General features: G+C 56.5%; 16 protein-coding genes and 1 pseudogene. 9 read left to right on the top strand and 8 right to left on the bottom strand.

Annotation, left to right across the window (positions count from 1 at the left end):
• Positions 1–103: 103 nt before the first annotated feature.
• The gene (locus tag INS80_RS02490) at positions 104–556 is read right to left on the bottom strand and encodes a hypothetical protein (RefSeq protein WP_192964085.1); all 453 of its coding nucleotides are present in this window, start codon (positions 554–556) and stop codon (positions 104–106) included.
• 74 nt (positions 557–630) lie between these two features.
• A complete protein-coding gene (locus tag INS80_RS02485) occupies positions 631–969 on the bottom strand; it encodes a hypothetical protein (protein ID WP_192964084.1) in 339 nt (112 codons plus the stop codon).
• 765 nt (positions 970–1,734) lie between these two features.
• Between INS80_RS02485 and INS80_RS02480 the strand changes: the two genes are divergently transcribed.
• Together INS80_RS02480 and INS80_RS02475 are read left to right on the top strand one after the other, a co-directional pair.
• Positions 1,735–2,861 (top strand): IS3 family transposase gene (locus INS80_RS02480; RefSeq protein ID WP_192963700.1). Its coding sequence is split into 2 segments (ribosomal slippage): positions 1,735–1,999 and positions 1,999–2,861, totalling 1,128 coding nucleotides; the frame shifts between segments, so codons are not numbered across the junction.
• A 196-nt stretch (positions 2,862–3,057) separates the two neighbouring features.
• A complete protein-coding gene (locus tag INS80_RS02475) occupies positions 3,058–3,516 on the top strand; it encodes a hypothetical protein (RefSeq protein WP_192964083.1) in 459 nt (152 codons plus the stop codon).
• 17 nt (positions 3,517–3,533) lie between these two features.
• Here INS80_RS02475 and INS80_RS02470 read toward each other — a convergent pair.
• Positions 3,534–4,660, bottom strand: a protein-coding gene (locus INS80_RS02470) for an IS3 family transposase (RefSeq protein WP_192964082.1) whose coding sequence is annotated in 2 segments (ribosomal slippage) — positions 3,534–4,396 and positions 4,396–4,660 — 1,128 coding nt in all. Because the reading frame shifts where the segments join, the coding sequence is not laid out codon by codon here.
• A gap of 42 nt (positions 4,661–4,702) precedes the next feature.
• Between INS80_RS02470 and INS80_RS02465 the strand changes: the two genes are divergently transcribed.
• From INS80_RS02465 to INS80_RS02440, 5 genes and pseudogenes are all read left to right on the top strand, one after another.
• Entirely contained in the window at positions 4,703–5,944 is a 1,242-nt protein-coding gene (locus INS80_RS02465; protein WP_192964081.1) for a hypothetical protein, read from the top strand.
• A 610-nt stretch (positions 5,945–6,554) separates the two neighbouring features.
• Positions 6,555–6,898: pseudogene (locus INS80_RS02460) on the top strand (transposase); the annotation flags it as partial.
• 368 nt (positions 6,899–7,266) lie between these two features.
• Positions 7,267–8,399 (top strand): IS3 family transposase gene (locus INS80_RS02450; RefSeq protein WP_226892492.1). Its coding sequence is split into 2 segments (ribosomal slippage): positions 7,267–7,534 and positions 7,534–8,399, totalling 1,134 coding nucleotides; the frame shifts between segments, so codons are not numbered across the junction.
• A 325-nt stretch (positions 8,400–8,724) separates the two neighbouring features.
• Positions 8,725–10,956, top strand: coding sequence for an ATP-binding protein (locus INS80_RS02445; RefSeq protein ID WP_192964078.1), 2,232 nt, complete (start codon positions 8,725–8,727; stop codon positions 10,954–10,956).
• Positions 10,949–11,584, top strand: a complete 636-nt coding sequence (locus INS80_RS02440) for a biliverdin-producing heme oxygenase (RefSeq protein ID WP_226892538.1) — start codon at positions 10,949–10,951, stop codon at positions 11,582–11,584. Before INS80_RS02445 ends, INS80_RS02440 begins: the two co-directional genes overlap by 8 nt.
• Here the strand turns inward: INS80_RS02440 and INS80_RS02435 are convergent.
• The 5 genes from INS80_RS02435 to INS80_RS19455 all read right to left on the bottom strand — a co-directional run bounded on the left by INS80_RS02435 (position 11,578) and on the right by INS80_RS19455 (position 17,556).
• The gene (locus INS80_RS02435) at positions 11,578–12,657 is read right to left on the bottom strand and encodes a sensor histidine kinase (protein WP_192964076.1); all 1,080 of its coding nucleotides are present in this window, start codon (positions 12,655–12,657) and stop codon (positions 11,578–11,580) included. The genes INS80_RS02440 and INS80_RS02435 overlap by 7 nt on opposite strands.
• Positions 12,658–12,669: 12 nt before the next feature.
• Positions 12,670–13,116, bottom strand: coding sequence for a response regulator (locus INS80_RS02430; protein ID WP_192964075.1), 447 nt, complete (start codon positions 13,114–13,116; stop codon positions 12,670–12,672).
• Position 13,117: 1 nt separating this feature from the next.
• Positions 13,118–15,400 (bottom strand): sensor histidine kinase, encoded by a 2,283-nt coding sequence (locus INS80_RS02425; RefSeq protein ID WP_192964074.1) that lies wholly within the window; start codon positions 15,398–15,400, stop codon positions 13,118–13,120.
• 147 nt (positions 15,401–15,547) lie between these two features.
• Entirely contained in the window at positions 15,548–16,297 is a 750-nt protein-coding gene (locus tag INS80_RS02420) for a response regulator (RefSeq protein WP_192964073.1), read from the bottom strand.
• A 407-nt stretch (positions 16,298–16,704) separates the two neighbouring features.
• Positions 16,705–17,556: a helix-turn-helix domain-containing protein gene (locus INS80_RS19455; protein WP_192964072.1), complete on the bottom strand. Its 852-nt coding sequence runs from the start codon at positions 17,554–17,556 to the stop codon at positions 16,705–16,707.
• A gap of 185 nt (positions 17,557–17,741) precedes the next feature.
• Here INS80_RS19455 and INS80_RS02410 point away from each other — a divergent pair, with 185 nt between their 5' ends.
• Positions 17,742–18,953 (top strand): amino acid ABC transporter substrate-binding protein, encoded by a 1,212-nt coding sequence (locus INS80_RS02410; RefSeq protein WP_192964071.1) that lies wholly within the window; start codon positions 17,742–17,744, stop codon positions 18,951–18,953.
• A 69-nt stretch (positions 18,954–19,022) separates the two neighbouring features.
• Positions 19,023–19,895, top strand: coding sequence for a branched-chain amino acid ABC transporter permease (locus INS80_RS02405; protein ID WP_192964070.1), 873 nt, complete (start codon positions 19,023–19,025; stop codon positions 19,893–19,895).
• The last annotated feature ends 2 nt before the right edge of the window (positions 19,896–19,897 follow it).

Genomic DNA, 19,897 nt, shown 5'->3' with positions numbered 1-19,897 from the left:
GTAGAAAAGGTCGAAGCCCGCAATGGACCGGTTTTTCCGATGGCGATCGGCGCGCTGCAGAAGTTAAGGGTTGCAGGCCCAAGGGCCCGCAACTTGATGACGCTCAAGCCAATGTTGTGGGGCGAGATAAGGTTGCTGAACCCTCCGCCGGAGCCGATTTCAGCAGCCTCTCAGCAAGCAAGCGATCGTGCACCTGCCAGCCGAGGTCGAGATAGCTGCGCAAACGATCGGCGATGATCTGCAGATGTTTGCTTGCTTCCGTGCCACCGGTGAGATGCGCATCTCCATATTCGGTGCGCTCGACCTGGGGCACGCCGCCGTTTTGCGCGACATCGTCTGCGAGACGAAAGATGAGCTCTTGGGCTTCGGCAAGCGTGTGCTGTGCGAACAGGTCTTCCGGACTGGCCTTGACCAGTTGATCCAATCCGGTCCGGTTCGCATAGGTGACGAGGTGACGCCGATCTTTGTAGCTGTGCGCGAAGCGTCGATGGTTGGCAATGGCTTGCGCTGCAAGCCTTTCGAGTCCGTCTTGGCGGACGGTGGCGGTCTCATGCATTGCGATTCCTCTTCGTCTGCATCACCCGTTTTGGAGGATGCTTCAAGCTGGCGCGCGTTGCGCGCCAGGGGTGTTTATGCGGCCCGGGAAGCCCTCCGGGCATCTCGCAGGCCGTCCAAGAGCAAGCAGATCTCTGCGACCACGGGGTCGCTGGGATCGATCTCGGCGAAGAGTTCTGCCTCGATACGATCGAAATCGTGAACGTGTTCGAGCCCAAGCAGGTCTTCGAGCCAATCCAGCTCGCGTTCGAGACGGCGGGTCGTCGATGAACGCAGGCACATATCGTTGTAGAGGTTTTTGAACCGACGCTCGGCGGCATAGCCGCCCAGCAATGCCGTGGCGGAGCATAGAGCCTCGCCATGGTTGAGAATAAAAGCGGTTTGCGGAAGGGTTAGAGTGAAATCACGGGGCATAATGCTCTCCTACAGTGCTGCCCAGTATGGGCAGCTTCAAGATTTCCGCTCATCGCTTTGTGTTTGTTTGTTTGCTTGCTCCGATAACAAGGTTGGCTGTTTCGCGAGAGACGAAACGAGTTTAGTAATGTTTTCGATTTTCCTTATTTTTGATCAGCGATTTTCTGGGAGCTCCATTGTCGATGCGCTCATTCAATGCGCACTCGACAATGGAGATCCCGGAAACGCACTGCCTGCTCTTTTGAATTAAACATGCAGTTCTGTAAGGCGACATTGATGTTTAGCGCCCTCAACGTCTTCGGCCATATGCCGCCCCCGTAGATTAGCTCAGCGTTCCCAGCCTGGAGCCGACGCTTGAGTATGGGCTCGAACGCGTGGCCCTCCGAGGTGACGAGCGCCAGATGTTGCTCACGGCTCGGGCGTGCTCAGATAATCGGCTGTTCGTGTTTGGGGCGGGCGGTTACGCCTCGGAGTGGGTCACAGGCACGCCAGGGTGCCTTGTTGATCTCGACGCGTCCAGTCGGCTCCGGTCGTCTGCTCATCGACTCTCGGCGAGTTTGATAGCGGGCTCAGGAAGCCGAACGCGCTCTTTCTCTTGATTATCCTTCAGAAAAACAAAGCCTTAAGGAAACAGAAAAAAGTTTTAGGAATTTCTTCGGAAATTTCTAAAGAGGCCAATCTTCTCGACAGTCCAGAGGCCACGAGGGCCTGATCCTCCCCCACTGAAGTGGTCCGCCGTTATGTTTAGGAAAACGGAGGATCAGAATGGCTACGAAGAGACACAAGCCGGAAGAGATTGTCACGAAGCTGCGGCAGGTTGAAGTGCTTGTCGGGCAAGGCATGGCGCGGGCGGATGCGATCCGCGAGGTTCGCATTACTGAGCAGACCTATTATCGCTGGCGCAAGAAATACGGCGGTATGGGAACCGACCAACTCAGGGAACTGAAGCGCCTCCAGAAAGAGAACGAACGGTTGAGAAAAGCCGTCTCGGATCTGACTTTGGACAAGCTGATCCTGGCGGAGGCGGCAAAGGGAAACTTTTGAGCCCCGCTCGCCGCCGTGCCTGCATCGATCACGTTCGCACCCGGTTCCATCTGTCCGAGAGACGCGCCTGCCGTGTCTTGGGTCAGCACCGATCCACGCAGAGGAAGGTGCCGCATGGCCGTGCCGATGAGGAGCGTCTGGTCGCGGACATGGTCGAACTGGCGCGGCAGTATGGCCGTTACGGCTATCGTCGGATCGCGGCTTTGCTGAGAGATGCGGGCTGGGAGGTGAACGACAAGCGGGTCGAGCGCCTATGGCGACGAGAGGGGCTGAAAGTGCCAATGAAGCAACCGAAGAAGGGACGGCTCTGGCTTTATGACGGATCCTGTGTCCGGCTGCGCCCTGAGTATCGCAACCACGTCTGGAGCTATGACTTTGTCCACTGCCGGACGGAGGACGGAAAGGTCTTCCGGACGCTCAACATCTTGGACGAGCACAGTCGGGAATGCTTGGCGATCAAGGTGAAGCGCAAGCTGAACTCGGGTGACGTGATCGATGCCTTGAGCGACCTGTTCATCATGCGGGGTGTGCCGGATTACATCCGGTCTGACAACGGCCCGGAGTTCGTGGCTCAGGCCGTTCAAGATTGGATCAGGGCCGTCGGCGCCAAGACCGCCTACATCGCGCCCGGGTCACCTTGGGAGAACGGCTACTGCGAAAGCCTCAATGCCAGGTTCCGCGATGAACTGCTCAACGGAGAAGTCTTCTACAGCCTTCGGGAAGCGGAAATCCTGATCGAACAATGGAGGAAACACTACAATACCAAACGACCACATAGTGCCTTGGGCTATCGCCCTCCCGCCCCGGAAACCATCATCCCGATGGACCCGAGACCGGTCATGCACTAACAATCAAAACGGACCACTCAGGTGGGGCTGATCAGTGGGGCGCAAACGCCCACAGCGAGAGGGTTTCGCAATGATGGAATTAGCAGATGGGGGCGTTCGCCTTCCGCGGCCGGCTGTTGATGCACGCAAGGTCGCCAAGGGGCGGCGTGAGCACTTCACCGGCCAGCTTGTATTGGGCCCGGATGAGGGAGAGGGGATGAACTTCGAATCCCTCTATGAGCTTAGGGTTGGTCTGGTGGTTCAGGCACGAAAAGACATCGCGAGCTTGGAAAACCAGGTGCCCTTTTTCTATCGGAATGCTGACGGCAGACCCGCAACGCATTTCTTCGACTATCGCGCCACCCAGCGCTCTGGGAAGCGGATCGCGATCATGGTGAAAGCTGCCGAACGGGCGGCAAGCCCAAGGGTCGATGATGAGCTGCGGGTTATTGCAAGGCAGGTGCCGTCATCCTTTGCCGACCGTGTTGTCGTGATGACGGAAGAAGACCTTGATCCAATCGAGGTCTACAATGCTGAGCTTTTACACGAGATGCGCATGCCGGAGCCGGAAGTTGACGCTGCTGCGCGGCGCGCGGTGTGTTCGATGGTAGGGCCGTGCGAACTGGGGCGTCTGATCGAGATGATCGGCCATGCTGGACTGATCAGCCCCACCTGAGTGGTCCGTTTTGATTGTTAGTGCATGACCGGTCTCGGGTCCATCGGGATGATGGTTTCCGGGGCGGGAGGGCGATAGCCCAAGGCACTATGTGGTCGTTTGGTATTGTAGTGTTTCCTCCATTGTTCGATCAGGATTTCCGCTTCCCGAAGGCTGTAGAAGACTTCTCCGTTGAGCAGTTCATCGCGGAACCTGGCATTGAGGCTTTCGCAGTAGCCGTTCTCCCAAGGTGACCCGGGCGCGATGTAGGCGGTCTTGGCGCCGACGGCCCTGATCCAATCTTGAACGGCCTGAGCCACGAACTCCGGGCCGTTGTCAGACCGGATGTAATCCGGCACACCCCGCATGATGAACAGGTCGCTCAAGGCATCGATCACGTCACCCGAGTTCAGCTTGCGCTTCACCTTGATCGCCAAGCATTCCCGACTGTGCTCGTCCAAGATGTTGAGCGTCCGGAAGACCTTTCCGTCCTCCGTCCGGCAGTGGACAAAGTCATAGCTCCAGACGTGGTTGCGATACTCAGGGCGCAGCCGGACACAGGATCCGTCATAAAGCCAGAGCCGTCCCTTCTTCGGTTGCTTCATTGGCACTTTCAGCCCCTCTCGTCGCCATAGGCGCTCGACCCGCTTGTCGTTCACCTCCCAGCCCGCATCTCTCAGCAAAGCCGCGATCCGACGATAGCCGTAACGGCCATACTGCCGCGCCAGTTCGACCATGTCCGCGACCAGACGCTCCTCATCGGCACGGCCATGCGGCACTTTCCTCTGCGTGGATCGGTGCTGACCCAAGACACGGCAGGCGCGTCTCTCGGACAGATGGAACCGGGTGCGAACGTGATCGATGCAGGCACGGCGGCGAGCGGGGCTCAAAAGTTTCCCTTTGCCGCCTCCGCCAGGATCAGCTTGTCCAAAGTCAGATCCGAGACGGCTTTTCTCAACCGTTCGTTCTCTTTCTGGAGGCGCTTCAGTTCCCTGAGTTGGTCGGCTCCCATACCGCCGTATTTCTTGCGCCAGCGATAATAGGTCTGCTCAGTAATGCGAACCTCGCGGATCGCATCCGCCCGCGCCATGCCTTGCCCGACAAGCACTTCAACCTGCCGCAGCTTCGTGACAATCTCTTCCGGCTTGTGTCTCTTCGTAGCCATTCTGATCCTCCGTTTTCCTAAACATAACGGCGGACCACTTCAGTGGGGGAGGATCAGGATCAAGCAGCGCGTGGCACAGAACTTCTTGGTGTTCTTGTCGCTTACGGGCCGAAGCAGTTGCTTCCAGAGCTCACTGTTGACCAATGGGACCATGCTGGGGCGATAGGCTTTCATTTTACGTCACGCGGTGAGACTGGCATCCGAGAGGCTCTCACGCATCGTCTCCGCGAATTCGCCGAGACGGGCAAGAAACCTGGCACCCGCAGTCTGTTTGGCTGTTTCTATAACGCATTGGCGCACTCCAAATCGCTGAAGGAGCCAGGCGATATCGTTCGGATCACTCGAGAGTTCATATGGGACCATCTGCCCATGGCGCCTGGCGAGAAAATCTTGGGCGCAGAATTGCATCGTCGTCGTTTGCACACGGTGACTTCTTTGGCCAAGCAGGAGCAGCTCGACACCCGTTCCTTGCGCAACCTCCTTGCGACGGCGCGTGTGATCGCCCCCAAAGCCCCATCGCATTTCGCGTTCCCCGCACTTGCGGGGGAGGAGGTCGCTCGTCGCTTCAAAAAGACCGAGAAGCTGAAGGACCTGCCCGACCTCTTGAACTGCTCCAGGCCCCTCGCTGAAAACTTGGTAGCAGATCGTTGGCTGGAGCTGATCTACCATGACCATACTGACTCGCGAGGAAGGGCGCATAAGACGGTCTTGTCGGAGGATGTTCAGCGCATATTGGACGAGTTGGAAGCGGTCGCTCAGTCGGTGTCAGGCTCAGAGCTTGAACTCGCGCCGCTTTCGAAGGTGGCCGAGCGGACCCGGCTCTCAGCAATTCAGGTTCTTGGCCTGGTTCTTGGAGGTCACTTGAAAAATGTCTCTCTCGCAGAAGGTGAGCGCGGCATCGGTGGTCTGAGGCTATCTTCGGAAGAAGTGAAAGCTGTAGCGAAACGGGTTCTAACTGGCTGGTCGAATGAACAGGTCTGCAGCTTGTTGAAGGCTTCGCGAGAAGCCTGCGTGGAGTTGACAAAGCTGGATGATGTCGACCTTCGGCTGCCGTCATTCAAGGTGAGCGGGATCAACGGTGGGCGCGACATCATCCGTTTCGATCCCCAAAAAGTCGCAGAGTTCCACGCCACCTTCGCCACGGATCGTCGCATCAGAGAGCTCACCGGGTTTTCGGCGAGAGAAAAGTTTTTCTGGCTGAAGAGGCATAGGGTGAAACCCGCGATCTCTGAGGCCGCGGTCGGGATCGACTTGTATCGCACAGCAGCTTTGCCGCCATGGTGAGTAATAAAATGACTCAGCGAAGTGCACCTACTGTATAGAGAAGAGCCGCCCCGGTCCGGGGCGGCTTTTTTCTTGTATGCCAATAATATTCATGGGAAAATCACTGGAATACTTCGGCGGCAAGCCAAGTGGCCAATATGTGCTTTCAGAGTGGCCAAATTAATTGAAAGTCGCGCTGGCCACAGTGTGTTTTTTCAATGGCTTAGCGTTGCGAAGTGGCCGGTATTTGCTTTCATTTACACGTTGTTTTGTGTGAAAGCCCGCATCAGTCTGCAATTTGACGAGTTGAGGCTGCAGTTCTGACCACCAAAAGTTTGCCACCGCTGAGAAGTCAGCGGTGGTTTTTTTGGGGGGACGCCGAGGGTCCCGTTCCTTTAAAACACGGTAGAACTGTTCAGTTTAAAGCTGCTATGCGGCAACATAGTGCCGATAGGTTTCGCCTTTTCGAGACATTTGGTGGCCGATCTGATGCCATTGATGTCGAGGCGTATTGAAAACGTTTTAGACAGGCCAGTCGACTCATAACACGAAGATAGGGCCTTGCGGGCTTTGTTGCCCAAATCATCTGAGTGGGATGCGCCTTGTGAAGCCAGTATGGTAGCTGGAGGTCATGAGCCGCTGGGCCCCCACGAAGCACAAGACGACAAATTGCTCGGTTTGCAATGACAGCTTCAATAGTCGCGGATCGCTGTTCATCTGGTTAGATCCCGACATGGTTTGGACACTGCCGCCGACCAGCAAACGCGGGCGTCAGTGCCATTTCAGCGACCCTGCGATCCAGACTGCCTGCCGAAAAAGGTGCAGTTCGGCATGCCGCTTCGGCAGACGGCAGAGTTCGTGGAGAGCCTGCTGCGGCTGGTCGGATTGGACTGGACGGTGCCGGATTCCAGCACGTTCTGCCGCCGCCAGAGATCCCTCAATGTGAGCCGACCCTATCGCAACGGATCAGGTCCGCGTTGCGGTTCTCAACCGCTACAGGGGTCTTGGCATACCTGTCACAATGCCAATAGAACTAACACGTCCCGGAAAAGGGGAAGTGCGCCCACATACGGATTTGTACAGCAGAGCCCCCTAGCGCGCGCGAAACCCGTGGTTCAACGATCTTTGCGAGAGTCACAATCTAGGGTAGCATTGCTTCGTCTCGCGCGAAGCAGACATGGGGGTATTTCGTAGCCTCAAAGGATCACTAATGTGACCGAGTGAGTCACTTTTGGGGGTGTTATCAGGAAGGCCGATTTGAGACTCTGGAATGAACCAGAGGTGGTCGCGGAAATTCGGACCAGTTGTTAAGGTGGATCGTATGACGAGAGAGACGATCCGAAATGGCAAAGAGAAAGACGCATACGCCTGAGTTCAAGGCGAAGGTTGCGCTTGAAGCGATCCGAGAAGAGATGACGCTGGCCGAGCTGTCGAAGAAGTATGGCGTGCATCCGAACCAGATCAGCACGTGGAAGCGGGCGGCGATCGAGAACATGGCCACGGCGTTCACCCGGCGAGGCGCTGATCCCGGGAAGGGGAAGGAGGCAGAGATCGAGAAGCTGCATTCGAAGATCGGGCAGCTGGTGGTGGAACGGGATTTTTTAGCGAATGCCTCGGTTCAACTGCTCGGGACGCGAGGCAAAAAATGGTGAGCAAGGATCATGAGCTGAGCCAGCGGCGGCAATGCAGGCTGCTGCAACTGTCGCGCTCGACGCTGTATTACCGGCCCAAGGGGGAGAGCGCTGAGAACCTGGCCTTCATGGAGATCATCGACAAGCAGTTCCTGGAGACCCCGTGGTATGGCTCTCGCCAGATGGCGCGGCACATGAAGCGGCAGGGTCACAAATGTGGCCGCCATCGTGTGCGGCGATTGATGCGCCTGATGCGGTTGGTGCCGATCTACCAGGAGCCCAACACCAGCAAGAAGCACCCGGCGCACAAGATCTATCCCTACCTGCTCAAGGGACTGGCGATCAACCGGCCCAACCAGGTCTGGTGCGCCGACATCACCTATATCCGGATGGAGCGGGGGTTCCTGTATCTGGTGGCGATCATGGACTGGTATAGCCGCAAGGTGCTGGCCTGGCGGCTGTCGAATACCTTGGAGGCAGACTTCTGTGTCGCGGCGCTGAAAGAGGCGCTGGCCAAATATGGCCCGCCGGAGATCTTCAACACCGATCAGGGATCGCAGTTCACCAGCAGCGACTGGACCGATGAGCTGAAGGAGGCCAAGGTGAAGATATCGATGGATGGCAAGGGCCGCTGGATCGACAATCGCATGATCGAGCGGTTGTGGCGGTCGTTGAAATACGAATGCGTCTACCTGCGCGCCTTCGAGACCGGGTCACAGGCCCGAGACGGTATTGGGAAATGGCTGGCCTATTACAACGCCGAGCGGCCCCACTCGACCCATGGCATATTGACCCCCGAAGAGGTCCATGTCAGCAAACCGGAACCCATGAAAATGGCAGCCTGATGTGAAACCCTGATCCACCTTAACTGGGCTGCATTCTGGTCGAAAAAGCAGGACCACCTCTACCAACGGTTCTTCGCTCGTCTCAAAACCAAACTGCGCAATGCGCCGGTTGCAGGCCAGTATGATCTGGGCAGATTTTTTACGATAGGTTTAAAGTTTTGACGCGGGGGTTTTCTGCTCGCAAGCTATACTCCTTTGACATGACCTGATTTTTTCGCCCCTGCGGCTCATTTGGGCCGATCGTCGTAGTCCCATCATGACGGGGTAAGTCGTTTTCGTGCACTGCGCGAGGTCCTTTTCTGGCGATTCAAAAATAGGGGGAGAAATGACTGCACCGCGTTCCCTGTCTCATTTTTTTAATACAACTGATCCTGCCAATTTAGACTCCTGCGATCAGGAGCAAGTACACTTGTCTGGCAAAATTCAGCCCATCGGAGCTCTTCTTTTGATTGATTCTGAGAGTGGTGTCGTGACCGGTGTCTCCGAGAATATTGCTGAACTGTGGGATATCGATTCTGACGCTGTGCTTGGAATGCCCTTGCGTGAGATCGACGCGGATCTTGCGGCGCAAGTAACTCATGCAAGGCAAGATCAGGGCATGCTGCATTGTGTCCTGGATTATGATCTTCAGCGCAACGGCACGCTTTTTGATTTTGTGGTGCACAGTCACGCTGGGCTACAGATCATCGAGATCGTGCCCAATTGCAATGAGACAGCAAATCAGGTTCGTGCGAAGATGCGCATCTGTAGTTCGGCTTGCGCGCGCATAATTCACGCAGAGAACTTTGAGGCATCCTTGCAAATCGCAGTGGATGCGGTGCGTGACATCACCGGTTATTCGCGTGTCAAAATCTACAGGTTTCACGAAGACTGGTCGGGAGAGGTGATCGCAGAGAGTTCCGATGGCACACTTCCATCCTATCTGGGGCTTTGCTTTCCCGCCACCGACATCCCGAAGCCGGTGCGCGAACTCTATTCGATCGTGCCCTACCGGGCGATTGGCACGGTTGAAGGCGAACCGGCGCGGATAGTGTGCCTTCCCGGGGAGAATTCGGAATTGGACCTGACGGGCTCCGTTCTGAGATCGGTTTCGAATATGCACGTTGAGTATCTCAGGAATATCGGGGTGTCCTCGAGCTTCTCAAACGCGTTGATGCATCAGGGAAAACTATGGGGCTTGATCGCTGTTCATAACGGCGACGTACAGCAGATCCCCTTCGATAACTGGAGCCTCGTTCAAGAGATTGCCACGTCACTCATGTTGCGCCATTCCCAACAGCAGCGTACCGATACGGCAGACATGATCTCGCGCTTACGGCAGATCGAAAGTCTGTTCTCCGCTGCACTGCGACGCAATGGTAATATCGAAGAGGTCATCAGCAGGCTGATACCGGTTTTGCGCGAGTTCCTTGGCGCTGACGGGTTCGCATTTCAGTTCGGCGTGAACCTGCACACATCGGGGCGTACACCGCCGCCTGATTTCATACGAAAGCTGATAAAATGGGCCGTCAATCGGCCGGGTGGATCAGACCAGTTCCAGACCATTTCGCTGCATAAGGAATGGCCAGATGCCGCCGAACATATCGATACGGCTTGCGGGGTGTTGATCCAGCCGATCGTGGTGCATCGGGTTTGCCAACTGATCTGGTTTCGCGGACCGGTTACACGCACGGTTCACTGGGCAGGTGAGCCGAAGAAGGAGCTGGATGCCGAGGGGAGGCTCACGCCGCGAAAGTCTTTTGAGAGCTGGACGCAAGAGCATAACGACCAGAGCATTCCGTGGAATGTCGCAGAACTGCAAAGCGCCCGGGAGATTTTCACTGAATTCCTCGATATTATGGCCTCTCAGCTCTTGTTGAAAGAAGAGAACGAAAACCTGCGTTCCTTTGCTTATACGGCGGCGCATGATCTCAAGGCGCCCTTGCGCGGGATCAACATGGCATTGGAATGGATGAGCGAAGATGGTTTCGATCCGGAGGCTGTGCGCGAAACCCATGCTTTGGCACTCAAATCCAGCGAGAAACTATCAGAGCTGGCAGAAGGACTACTGGAGCTGGTCATCTTGGAAAACCAGCTATTGAAGCGCAAGCCTGTAGATCTTTCGAAGGTGGTTGCAGAGGTCCAGGATCTTCTTGCCGGACAAATCCAGGCCGAGCATGCGCAAATCACCGTTGGTCGCCTCCCTGTCATCGAAAGCAATGAACAGATGATGCAGCGTCTCTTCCTCAATTTGCTTTCTAATGCATTGAAATACCGTCATCCTGACCGTTCGCCCGTAATAGAGATTACATCGGTTTTGTTTGCTGAAGACGTTTTGGAGATTTCGGTTGCGGACAACGGATTGGGTGTCGATCTGAAATTCGCTGACAAGATTTTTCAGCCGATGGAGCGCGCACATGGAAATACTGCCGTGGAGGGGAGCGGTCTTGGCCTGGCTATCTGTCAGCGGATTGCGCACAAACACGGCGGTACGATTGCCCTTGATCTTGAGAGGCAGGAGAATGGGGCACGTTTCGTGATCAGAATTCCTCAGCATGCCGACTATCTTCATGGCTGATATTCCGAGGATCAGTGTGCGCCGCAGCCTTGCCATAGCCACAGCGGAGGAGCACGAACGGCTGCATGATCACCCATGGATCGCATCTTTGCTTGAGCCAGGGCTGACCGCAGATAGGTATTGTTTGATCATGTCGGCTTATCTGGAGTTCTTTCAATCGCTTGAAGAATTGCGCTTGGGGATGAACGCGCTCGCTGAGTGTTCGTTGCGCAGTAACATAGAGGCACTAAGGCGAGATACTATCGGGGGCGAGAGCTATTGCAGGCCCATGGTGCAGATCGATTTGGCCCATGTGGCACTGTCCCGTGATGCTTTACTGGGAGCGCTCTACGTGGTGCATGGAGCTGGCTTTGGGGCAAGGACACTCTTGAACGCTGTGCAGACTGCCCTTCCTGGGGCAGGGGTCTCCTATCTGTCGGGGGGGACCGCGCCGCAGCTCTGGCGGGCGCTATTGGCAGAGTTGGAGCGGTTGGCGGACGCCCCTTGGCGGCAACAAGACCTATGTGAAAGTGCGGCAGAAACCTTTGTCAGCTTTGGCCGCTTTGTAACCGACTATTGTGAATGCGCGCACAAACCTCTGCAGGGGGGGGCGCGGCAGAGAAAGTGCGCCGATCTTGGGCGTTATTGATCCGGCGCGTCCGGTCGCGCTTTCAGAGTCAGGTGGATGGTTGTGCCGCTTTGCGCTTCGTCTCCGCACCAGATGTCGCCGCCGTGACGTTTGGCAACTTTCTGGCAGGTGGCCAGGCCAAGACCGCTGCCGGGCAGGCTGGCCGTTTGTTGCAACCTCTTGAACGGTGCAAAAACGGTCTTGCGAAATGCCTCAGGTATTCCGACGCCATTGTCCGAAACCGCGATATGCACACCGCCCTCTATTTCCCGGACATCAATATGCACCCGAGGAACAGCGTCCCCTGCGTATTTAATGGAATTGGCGACAAGGTTCTGCAAGAGCTGCGCGATCTCGGGGGCAATGCAATACGCGGACAGGTTGCGGGTTTCCCAGGTCAACTGTGCGCAACTGTCTGATATCTCGCGCGCAAGGGCCATTCGCACCCGCTCGCACAGGTTTTCCAGTGAGACGTGTTCCCAGTTGGCGCTGCCATCAAGGCTGATATGGCTGGCTAGGCTTTCAATCAGTTCCGACATGCGTTTCACCGAGAGCTTCATCATGTCGAACTCTTTGTACACATCTTCCATCTGGCCGTTTTCAAAATCCGTCTGGATCTGCTCGCTCAGGAATTCTATGGCGCGCACCGGAGCTCTCAGATCATGGACCAGCGTATCCGAGAACAGGCTGAGTTCGCGCCGTTGCTCTTCCAGCTTCCATCGCATGCGGGACAGTTTCAGACCGTTGTCCACCATGCGATTGAGCGCGCTTGATGTCATGATCGACTTTGGAATGTAATCAGATGCGCCTTGCAGGATGGCCGTCTTGGCGATCTCTTCGTCGCCTTGGCCGGTCATGAGGATAATGGCCGCCTTCGGCCAAGTTTGAACGAAACGTTCCAGCAGATCCAATCCGGTGAGACCGGGCAAAAGGTGGTCTAGGAAAATGACATCGATGTCTTGTTCCGCGTATTCTAAGGCTGACCGGCCGTTGCTGACTTCTCTGAAGACCCGATCCTCTTCGGATGATTTCAACAATCGACGCAGCAGCTTGCGATCTGCGATATCGTCATCAACGATCATGATGTCGAGCATGACAAAACCTCTTTAAATATCAGGCAGTTCTACGACACGCCAATAGGCGTCGAGTGTGTTCATCAAATCAAGGAACATATGCCCGGCTCGCGATTTGACTATATAGCCAGCGACGTTGTTGCGGTATGCGGTATCGATGTCGCTGCGGTCATCTGATGTGGTGAGCATGAAGATGAGTGTCTTGCACAGCTTAGGATCTTTGCGAATTTCTGCAAGCAGCTCGAGACCGTTCATGCGGGGCATGTTTATGTCACATAAGACAACGAATTTCCTTGGGGGAATGACGTCCATTTGCCCCCGCAACAAGTCTAGGGCTTCTACACCGTCTCGGACCCGGATAAGAGGGTTTGCGATCTTAGCTCGCTGAAATGCGCGTTGCAGGGCCTTTGCATCGCCATCGTCATCTTCGACAAGAACTATGTTTAATGCCTGCTGCGAAAGAGATGGATGTTTGCTCATGTCAGCCTACCAGTTCTTGCGGCGCCGTCTGCTTGGGCCAATGTAGCGTGAATGTGGATCCATCTGTTCCATCAGACTCGACGAGTATCTTGGCATTGGCCAGCGTGGCATGTTTCTTGACCAAAGCCAGTCCCATGCCACTGCTTTCGATCTCATCCCGTGGTCTGAGGGTTTGGAAAATTTCAAAGATCTTGTCGTGATACTCTGCAGGGATGCCCGGGCCGTTGTCTTTGACACGGAAAACGATTTCCTGAGGTCTGTCCTCGGCATCGACCCAGACCTCCCCGGTTGGCTTGTCGTGATGACGAATGGCGTTGCTAATGAGGTTCAGTAGGATGATTTGCAAAGGGAGCCTGCGCAGCTCCAGATCGTCGAAGGGTTTGCCAAAGTGCACCTGAATGCCGTCGGGTACGTCCAGCAGCTCTTCCAGTTCCTCACGCAGATCGCGACCGGATATGATGACTGCGGGCCCGTCGTCGCGCCCGATGCGGGAGTGACGCAACAGATCATCCAGCAACCTTTCCATGCGTGTTGCCCGGTTGCGCAGGAGGTCCAGGCTTTCTTGTGTATCCTCGGTCAAGTGAGGGGCAAGGTCCTCTGCCAGCCAGGTGGCGGCATTGTTTATCACCCGCAAAGGCGCCTTTAGATCGTGAGAGGCCACGTAAGCGAATTGGTCCAACTCTTCATTGGAGCGTTGCAGTGCGGCAATCAGCTCATTCACCTCAGCCTCTGCGGCTTTGCGTTCGGAGACGTCCCTGATCATTCCAATGAAATGTACCCGATTACCATAAAATGCGCGGGTGACTGAGATGCTCAGAGGGATCTGACGTCCGTCCTTGCAGACACCGAATATGTCCCGGTTTCTACCCATGACTTTTGGGGTGTCCGACAGCAGAGAACGATTGACGTACTCCCCATGGCTTAGACCTTCGCGATCGGGCATGAGGATGGTGACTGATTTGCCCACCAACTCGTCCGAGGTATATCCGAACAGTTTCTCTGCTGCTGGATTGACCTCTGAAATAGTTCCATCACTTTCGATGGCGATGATCCCATCGGCCGCGCTTTTTACGATCGCGTCAAGGCGGGCTGCCTCGGCGATGCGGGTATTGACGACTTGCGAGAAACTGTTTGCCAGATCCGACACCTCATCATTGTGACGGGTTTCGAAGGTCACGGGTTCAAAGCTGTCGATCCTTGTCTGGATCTCCTCGTTCAGGCGGGTGAGAGGCGACAGAAATTTTGCCGCTAGCAGATAGGTTCCAAGGGCTGAAAGAACCGCCAGACAGGCCGAAATCACTGCGATGCCCTGCAGTCTGGTCAGACCCGGCACAATGACGGTATTGCTATCTGCTATTGCCAGAATGCTGATGTCGAAAGGGATGTTGTCGCCTTGCTCAAGGGCTGACGACCAGTAGACCAGACTCCCCGTTTGCGGATCAAAAAACGTTTGATCTTCCGCTTGTTTCAGCTGGTTCGCAAAGGGGGGGGCGTGCCAGCGGGTGTCTTGGTGAAACACGAAGCGGGGCGCGTCTTCGCCTGTGCCAAATGCCATGTAGTCCAGGTTGTCACTGATTGCGTAGACTTGAAACCCAGGGGTCACGGTCAGGTCGGCACTGGCAAGCAAGGTTGCTGCGTTTGCGTTGATGATGATTGCTCCGATGATCTCGCCATCTTGCTCTCTCAGCGGAGCGACCACACGGATCGTCGGCGCCCCGACGGTTTGGCCGTGCTCGCGATTGCGGGTCAAATCCGAAAAATAGACCTGTGCAGACGTGCCATCGTTCATCGGTTGCACGTAAGGCTCGCTGCCCTTTTGCTGCAACTCTTCGACCGGAACGATCACCAGATCGCTGCCCTCACGGTTGACCCGGACACGTTCCTGCCAATTGCCGTCTTTGGAAAGTAGTCGCAGCTGTGTGTAATGTTCATGCTTGGCCATGAACTCCAGAAAGATCTGGGCGGTCGCGTCGCGGCGCCGCTGCCCGTCGACGGGCAGGCCCTCTTGCGTGTTTTGCCCCTCAAGGATCAGATCGGTGATGCCGAGGGAGTTGAGCAGCAAGGCCATCGTTTCGGCATCACGTTCTCCCCCCTTCAGGACGTTTTCAATGCGCTGAGAATAGGCCGTTCCCGCAAACCTCATGCGCTCCAGCAATGTGTAGTTGTGTGATTGACGAAGCTGCAGGAACAGAAGGGCCGAAGAGCACAGCAACGCCAAGCCGGTGGAGGCAAAAACCAGCAGCGCGATCCGTGTTCTCAGAGTAAAGCGCCGGACGGTCGGCATCGGCCTTTTACCTCCGTGACTGCCGCAACAGGCTGCAGTCGTTCAGCAGGCTTGCGCCATATTGGCGACTGTCTGCCGCTTTGTTCGGGTTGGAATTAATGGCCTCCCAAATGGTCCGCATCTGGGAGCTCCTGGCCCAGTCTGCGATCACTTGGTGATCTTTTGAGGTTTTCGATCAGAGGCGTCGCGGGCGGTGGTCACAACGCTGGTCAGATCGTCCATGAGCACTGTCAGATCCTTACAGCCCCGTTCCAGAAGTGTGAAATTGGACAGGATTACCGGATCAAGCGTGTTTTCGCTTCGATTGATTGCCTTCAAGCCGCGCAGAGTTTTGAGGGTCTGACCAAGGATTTCCCGCATTTCCGGCCCGCATGTGCGCATGAAACGTTCGATGACCTCTGTGATAGAACGCTGAAAAGCCTGGGCGCCGGTGAGTTGAGAAAAAAGAATGCGTCTCTCAATGGCGGAGGTGACTGATTTGACCAGCGAAGACACCGTCAACTCTTCTTTCACGATGTAGTCGGCGCAGCCTTCCCGCATAGCCTGAACCGCAATGGCGTGAGAGGTGACGCTCGTGAGCATGATCGGTATTGCGTTGGTCTGATCTTCATGGGAAATCAGAACCTTCAGTGCATCGAGGCCGGTTTCCATACCAAGGTTGTGATCGAGGAACACGATATCGAACATGTGCTGATCAAGTTGCTTGCGCATCTCATCAACGGTCGCAGCCTCGATAAAGTCGATCTTTAGCCCGGCCTTCTTGCAGATTTTCGAAAGCCTTAACCGATCGATCGGGTCGTCATCCACACAAAGAGCCAACACGGGACGCTCAAGCACGTCGGCCTTTGCCTCAATCTCTGTTTCACCCCTCGACTTTTTGTCGTCGTATTCACGCATAACAATGGACCTTATAACATCAAGGCGCCGAGCAGGTGAGCTGCTTTGATCCATCTGTGGCTAAGCTGCGCGCACAGGGAGCAAGACAGGTGCCACCTCGACACATTCCAGTATCGGCGAGTGTAACTAATAATTTGTGAATTGCTATCTTTCTGGCGTTTAAATAGCTGCAAATGTTCGTAGCGATCTGCCCCGGTGTGCTACAGACGTCGCCGACTGCAGGTTTTGGTCGCTCAGTCATGACGTCGCCCCCCCCCCCTGTTTGTATTCGGGTTTGGCTGCATTTCGCGGTCTGAACGTATGTCATGTTTTGCTGGCCTGCTTTGTCGCCATTTCACGTATTCCATACGACCCAAGCGTATCTGGCTAACCAACTGGCCGGGCTACCTGCGACAAGAGAGCGGTGTTCAAGGCCAAGCAGAAAAGGAGGTTGGTTGACGGCCGCGCGTGGCCATCTTTCTGCGGAACCGTCCGGGTGAAAGTCCCTGTGCTCGTGTGAAGAAGCGGTTGAAATATGCTGGGTCAGAGAACCCGAGGCGAAAGCTGACTTGGGCCACCGAGAGGCCCGAATTGGCCAGGAGTTCCGACGCTTCGCGGATCAAGGCCTCGTGGAGATAGCTCTGAGGTGAGCGTCCGGTCGCGCGGCGCACGGCACTCCCAAGCCTGTCGCGGCTGACACCCAGTGCATTGGCGTAGTCCGTCACTTTCCAGTGATCCCGTAAGTGTAGGCCGACCAGTTGGACGAAATTCTGCACCAGCCCTCCGGTTGCTGCAGCTGAGCGGGGGCGTTGCTCTCGGGCAAGCCGCCAGATCTGTATCAGAAGAAGGGAGAGAAGGTGCTCTGCCGCCAGCTCGGAAGCCGGTTCGGCACCGGAGAGTTCTTCACGCAGGTCTTGCATCCACCCCGTCATCCGCTCTGATTGACGGCTCAGAGGTTCTGACAGATCACGGCGCAGAATGCGCGCCAACTCGTCCCCAAGAGACGTGGCGGGCAGGGCCCTGGCTATTGCATTGTCGCTTAGCTGGAGTATTTCCCCGCGGCTGCCAGAGGCCAGCCGCAGTTTGCCTTGTCTAGGTGTTGAGAGCCAGACCGCGCGCGGAGCGTCGAAATGAAGCTCTTCAGAGGCGCCGCCTACCTGTCCTTGGCCTGCCTCCAGCAGCAGAAGGATGCTTTGGGCGTGGGGCAGGTTGTAGGCCGTCTCGGCGAGCGGGCTTCGAATCTGACGGGCAATGATCTGCGGTTTTTGGTCGGAAATCACTTCGGGCTGTGCCTGTCGGATGGAAACACTCTCATAAGTGCAATTCTTACCTGCAAAAGCACATTTTATAAAGGCCGGATTTCAATACGCTGGGTGCGTGGAGGAAAACTCGCCTTCTGCGGGCGGGAAAAAGCCGGGCGGCATCACGGACGCAGGCCCGCGACTACATGACTGGGAGGAGACACATGTCTGTATTTTCACGGCGCGCGTTGCTGCGCGCGGTTCCCGTTGCGCTCGGCGCGATGATGGCGTTTGGCGGTCCGGCGATGGCCGAGGCACCTGTCAAAATCGGCTATGCGGTATCGAAAAGCGGCCCAAATGCCACCGGAGCTGGGATCACAACCATACCGAATTATGAACTCTGGATTTCAGAGGTAAATGCCAAGGGTGGCCTGATGCTGCCCGACGGTAGCCGACGCAAGATCGAGGTGGTTGAATATGATGACCGTTCCAGCGCCGAGGATCTGGTGCGCGCGATCGAGCGTCTCGCGACGCAAGACAAGGTCGACCTGATCCTGCCGCCCTGGGGCACCGGCAGCAATCTGGCGATCGCGCCGCTGATGGACCGCTTTGGGTATCCGCAACTTGCGGTGACGGCGGTGACCGATAAAGCGCCAGAGTTTGCAGCACGCTGGGATCGATCTTTCTGGATGCTGGGCGGAGGTCACGACTACGCCACTGCCTTGGTCGAGGCCTTGGCCGCAGCGCGTGATGCTGGGGCGATAAACAATAAGGTTGCAATGATCTCGGTAGCTGACGGTTTTGGTATCGATCTGGTGAAGGCTGCGCGCCCTGCGCTGACAGACGCCGGGTTCGAAACTGTCTATGATGCATCCTATCCGCTCGGCACGTCGGATTTTGCCACCATGCTGAACGAGGTGCAGGGATCGGGGGCGGACAGTTTCATCTCCTTCTCCTATCCGCCGGGCAGTTTTGGCGTGACGAAACAGGCGATGACCACGGGCTTTAACCCAAAGGTCTTTTATATTGGTGTGGGCGGGGCCTTCCCGGTCTATACCAAAATCACCGGGGGCAAGCAGGAGGGCGTGATGTCCATCGGCGGTATCGATGCCGCGAACCCGGAGATCCAGACCTATTTCCAGAAACATGTCGAAGCGACCGGCAATGCCCCCGACAGCTGGGCAAGTGCCATCACCTATGCCTCTCTGCAGATTCTCGAGGAGGCGGTGTCGCGCGTCGGTCTCGATCACGCGGCCCTGGCCGAGGAAATTTCGACCGGCACCTTCGACACCATCCTGGGTGAGACCGCGATGGAGAACAACCAGCTACGCAAGCTTTGGTTCGTGGGACAGTGGCAGGGCGACAGCTTTGTGGCCGTCAGCCCCTCTGACCGCACTGGCGCGGCCGCGCCTGCGATCCCGAAACCCGAGTGGTAATAACCCCCGGGTAAAACTGCCTGCGGCCCCGAGTGAGGGCCGCAGCACAAAAGACTTCAAGGACATAAGATGTTGATCTCGACCCTTCTCCTCGGCCTAGTGCTGGGCGGGACCTATGCGCTCTTGGCGCTGGGCCTGTCGCTACAATACGGCATATCCAGGATCATGAACCTGGCTTACGGCGAATTCATGCTGCTCGCCTGTTTTGCAGTGACGCTGATGTTCACCGGCTGGGGCGTTGGCCCGCTCTGGGGGCTTTTTGTGGTGGCACCTGCAGGCTATGGGTTTTCCTGGCTGATCTACCGCGTGATGATGCGCCCGCTGGTCAAACGTGCGGGCGGCAGCGGGCGGCTTGAGGTCGACACCATCCTTGCGACCTTTGGCCTGCTGTTCGTCCTGCAGGGCGTGATGCTGGTCACATTCGGCAGCGATTTCACCTCCTATTCCTACCTCAACACCGGGGTGGAGATGTTGGGTGTGACCATTGCCGCCAACCGTCTCATTGCCTTTGTCTTGTCGGTGGTGATCGGGCTGGGTCTGTTCACACTGCTGATCCGCACCCGCTGGGGCACTGCCATGCGTGCCGTGGCGCTGTCGCCGGACTCGGCCTATCTCGTGGGCATTGATGTGGACCGTATGGGACGACAGGCCTTTGCCCTTGGCGGCGCGCTGGCGGCGGCGGGCGGCGCGCTCATCTCCATGTATCAGACGTTTTCGGCCACCGATGGCGTTGTCTTCACCATGAAGGCGCTGATCGTGGTGATCATGGGCGGGGTCGGCAATATCCTGGGCGCTCTGATCGCCGGGCTGTTTCTGGGGCTGGCAGAGACTTTTGTGGCGGCGTTCATTGACCCCGGTCTAACCCTTGCGGCCACCTATACGCTGTTCCTGGTGGTGCTCTTGTGGCGTCCGAACGGGCTCTTTGGCAAGGCGGGAGGCTGACC

It is taken from the genome of Phycobacter azelaicus, assembly GCF_014884385.1.
Classification (GTDB): Bacteria; Pseudomonadota; Alphaproteobacteria; order Rhodobacterales; family Rhodobacteraceae; genus Phycobacter; species Phycobacter azelaicus.
The sequence above is the reverse complement of the archived record's forward strand: the minus strand, read 5'-3'. Positions and strand labels throughout refer to the sequence as shown.

Coding starts and splice junctions, on each gene's coding strand:
- INS80_RS02425 (WP_192964074.1), bottom strand. CDS start 15,400: ATGCCGACCGTCCGGCGCTTTACTCTGAGAACACGGATCGCGCTGCTG.
- INS80_RS02420 (WP_192964073.1), bottom strand. CDS start 16,297: ATGCGTGAATACGACGACAAAAAGTCGAGGGGTGAAACAGAGATTGAG.
- INS80_RS02490 (WP_192964085.1), bottom strand. CDS start 556: ATGCATGAGACCGCCACCGTCCGCCAAGACGGACTCGAAAGGCTTGCA.
- INS80_RS02440 (WP_226892538.1), top strand. CDS start 10,949: ATGGCTGATATTCCGAGGATCAGTGTGCGCCGCAGCCTTGCCATAGCC.
- INS80_RS02485 (WP_192964084.1), bottom strand. CDS start 969: ATGCCCCGTGATTTCACTCTAACCCTTCCGCAAACCGCTTTTATTCTC.
- INS80_RS02430 (WP_192964075.1), bottom strand. CDS start 13,116: ATGAGCAAACATCCATCTCTTTCGCAGCAGGCATTAAACATAGTTCTT.
- INS80_RS02435 (WP_192964076.1), bottom strand. CDS start 12,657: ATGCTCGACATCATGATCGTTGATGACGATATCGCAGATCGCAAGCTG.
- INS80_RS02445 (WP_192964078.1), top strand. CDS start 8,725: ATGACTGCACCGCGTTCCCTGTCTCATTTTTTTAATACAACTGATCCT.
- INS80_RS02410 (WP_192964071.1), top strand. CDS start 17,742: ATGTCTGTATTTTCACGGCGCGCGTTGCTGCGCGCGGTTCCCGTTGCG.
- INS80_RS02405 (WP_192964070.1), top strand. CDS start 19,023: ATGTTGATCTCGACCCTTCTCCTCGGCCTAGTGCTGGGCGGGACCTAT.
- INS80_RS02475 (WP_192964083.1), top strand. CDS start 3,058: ATGAACTTCGAATCCCTCTATGAGCTTAGGGTTGGTCTGGTGGTTCAG.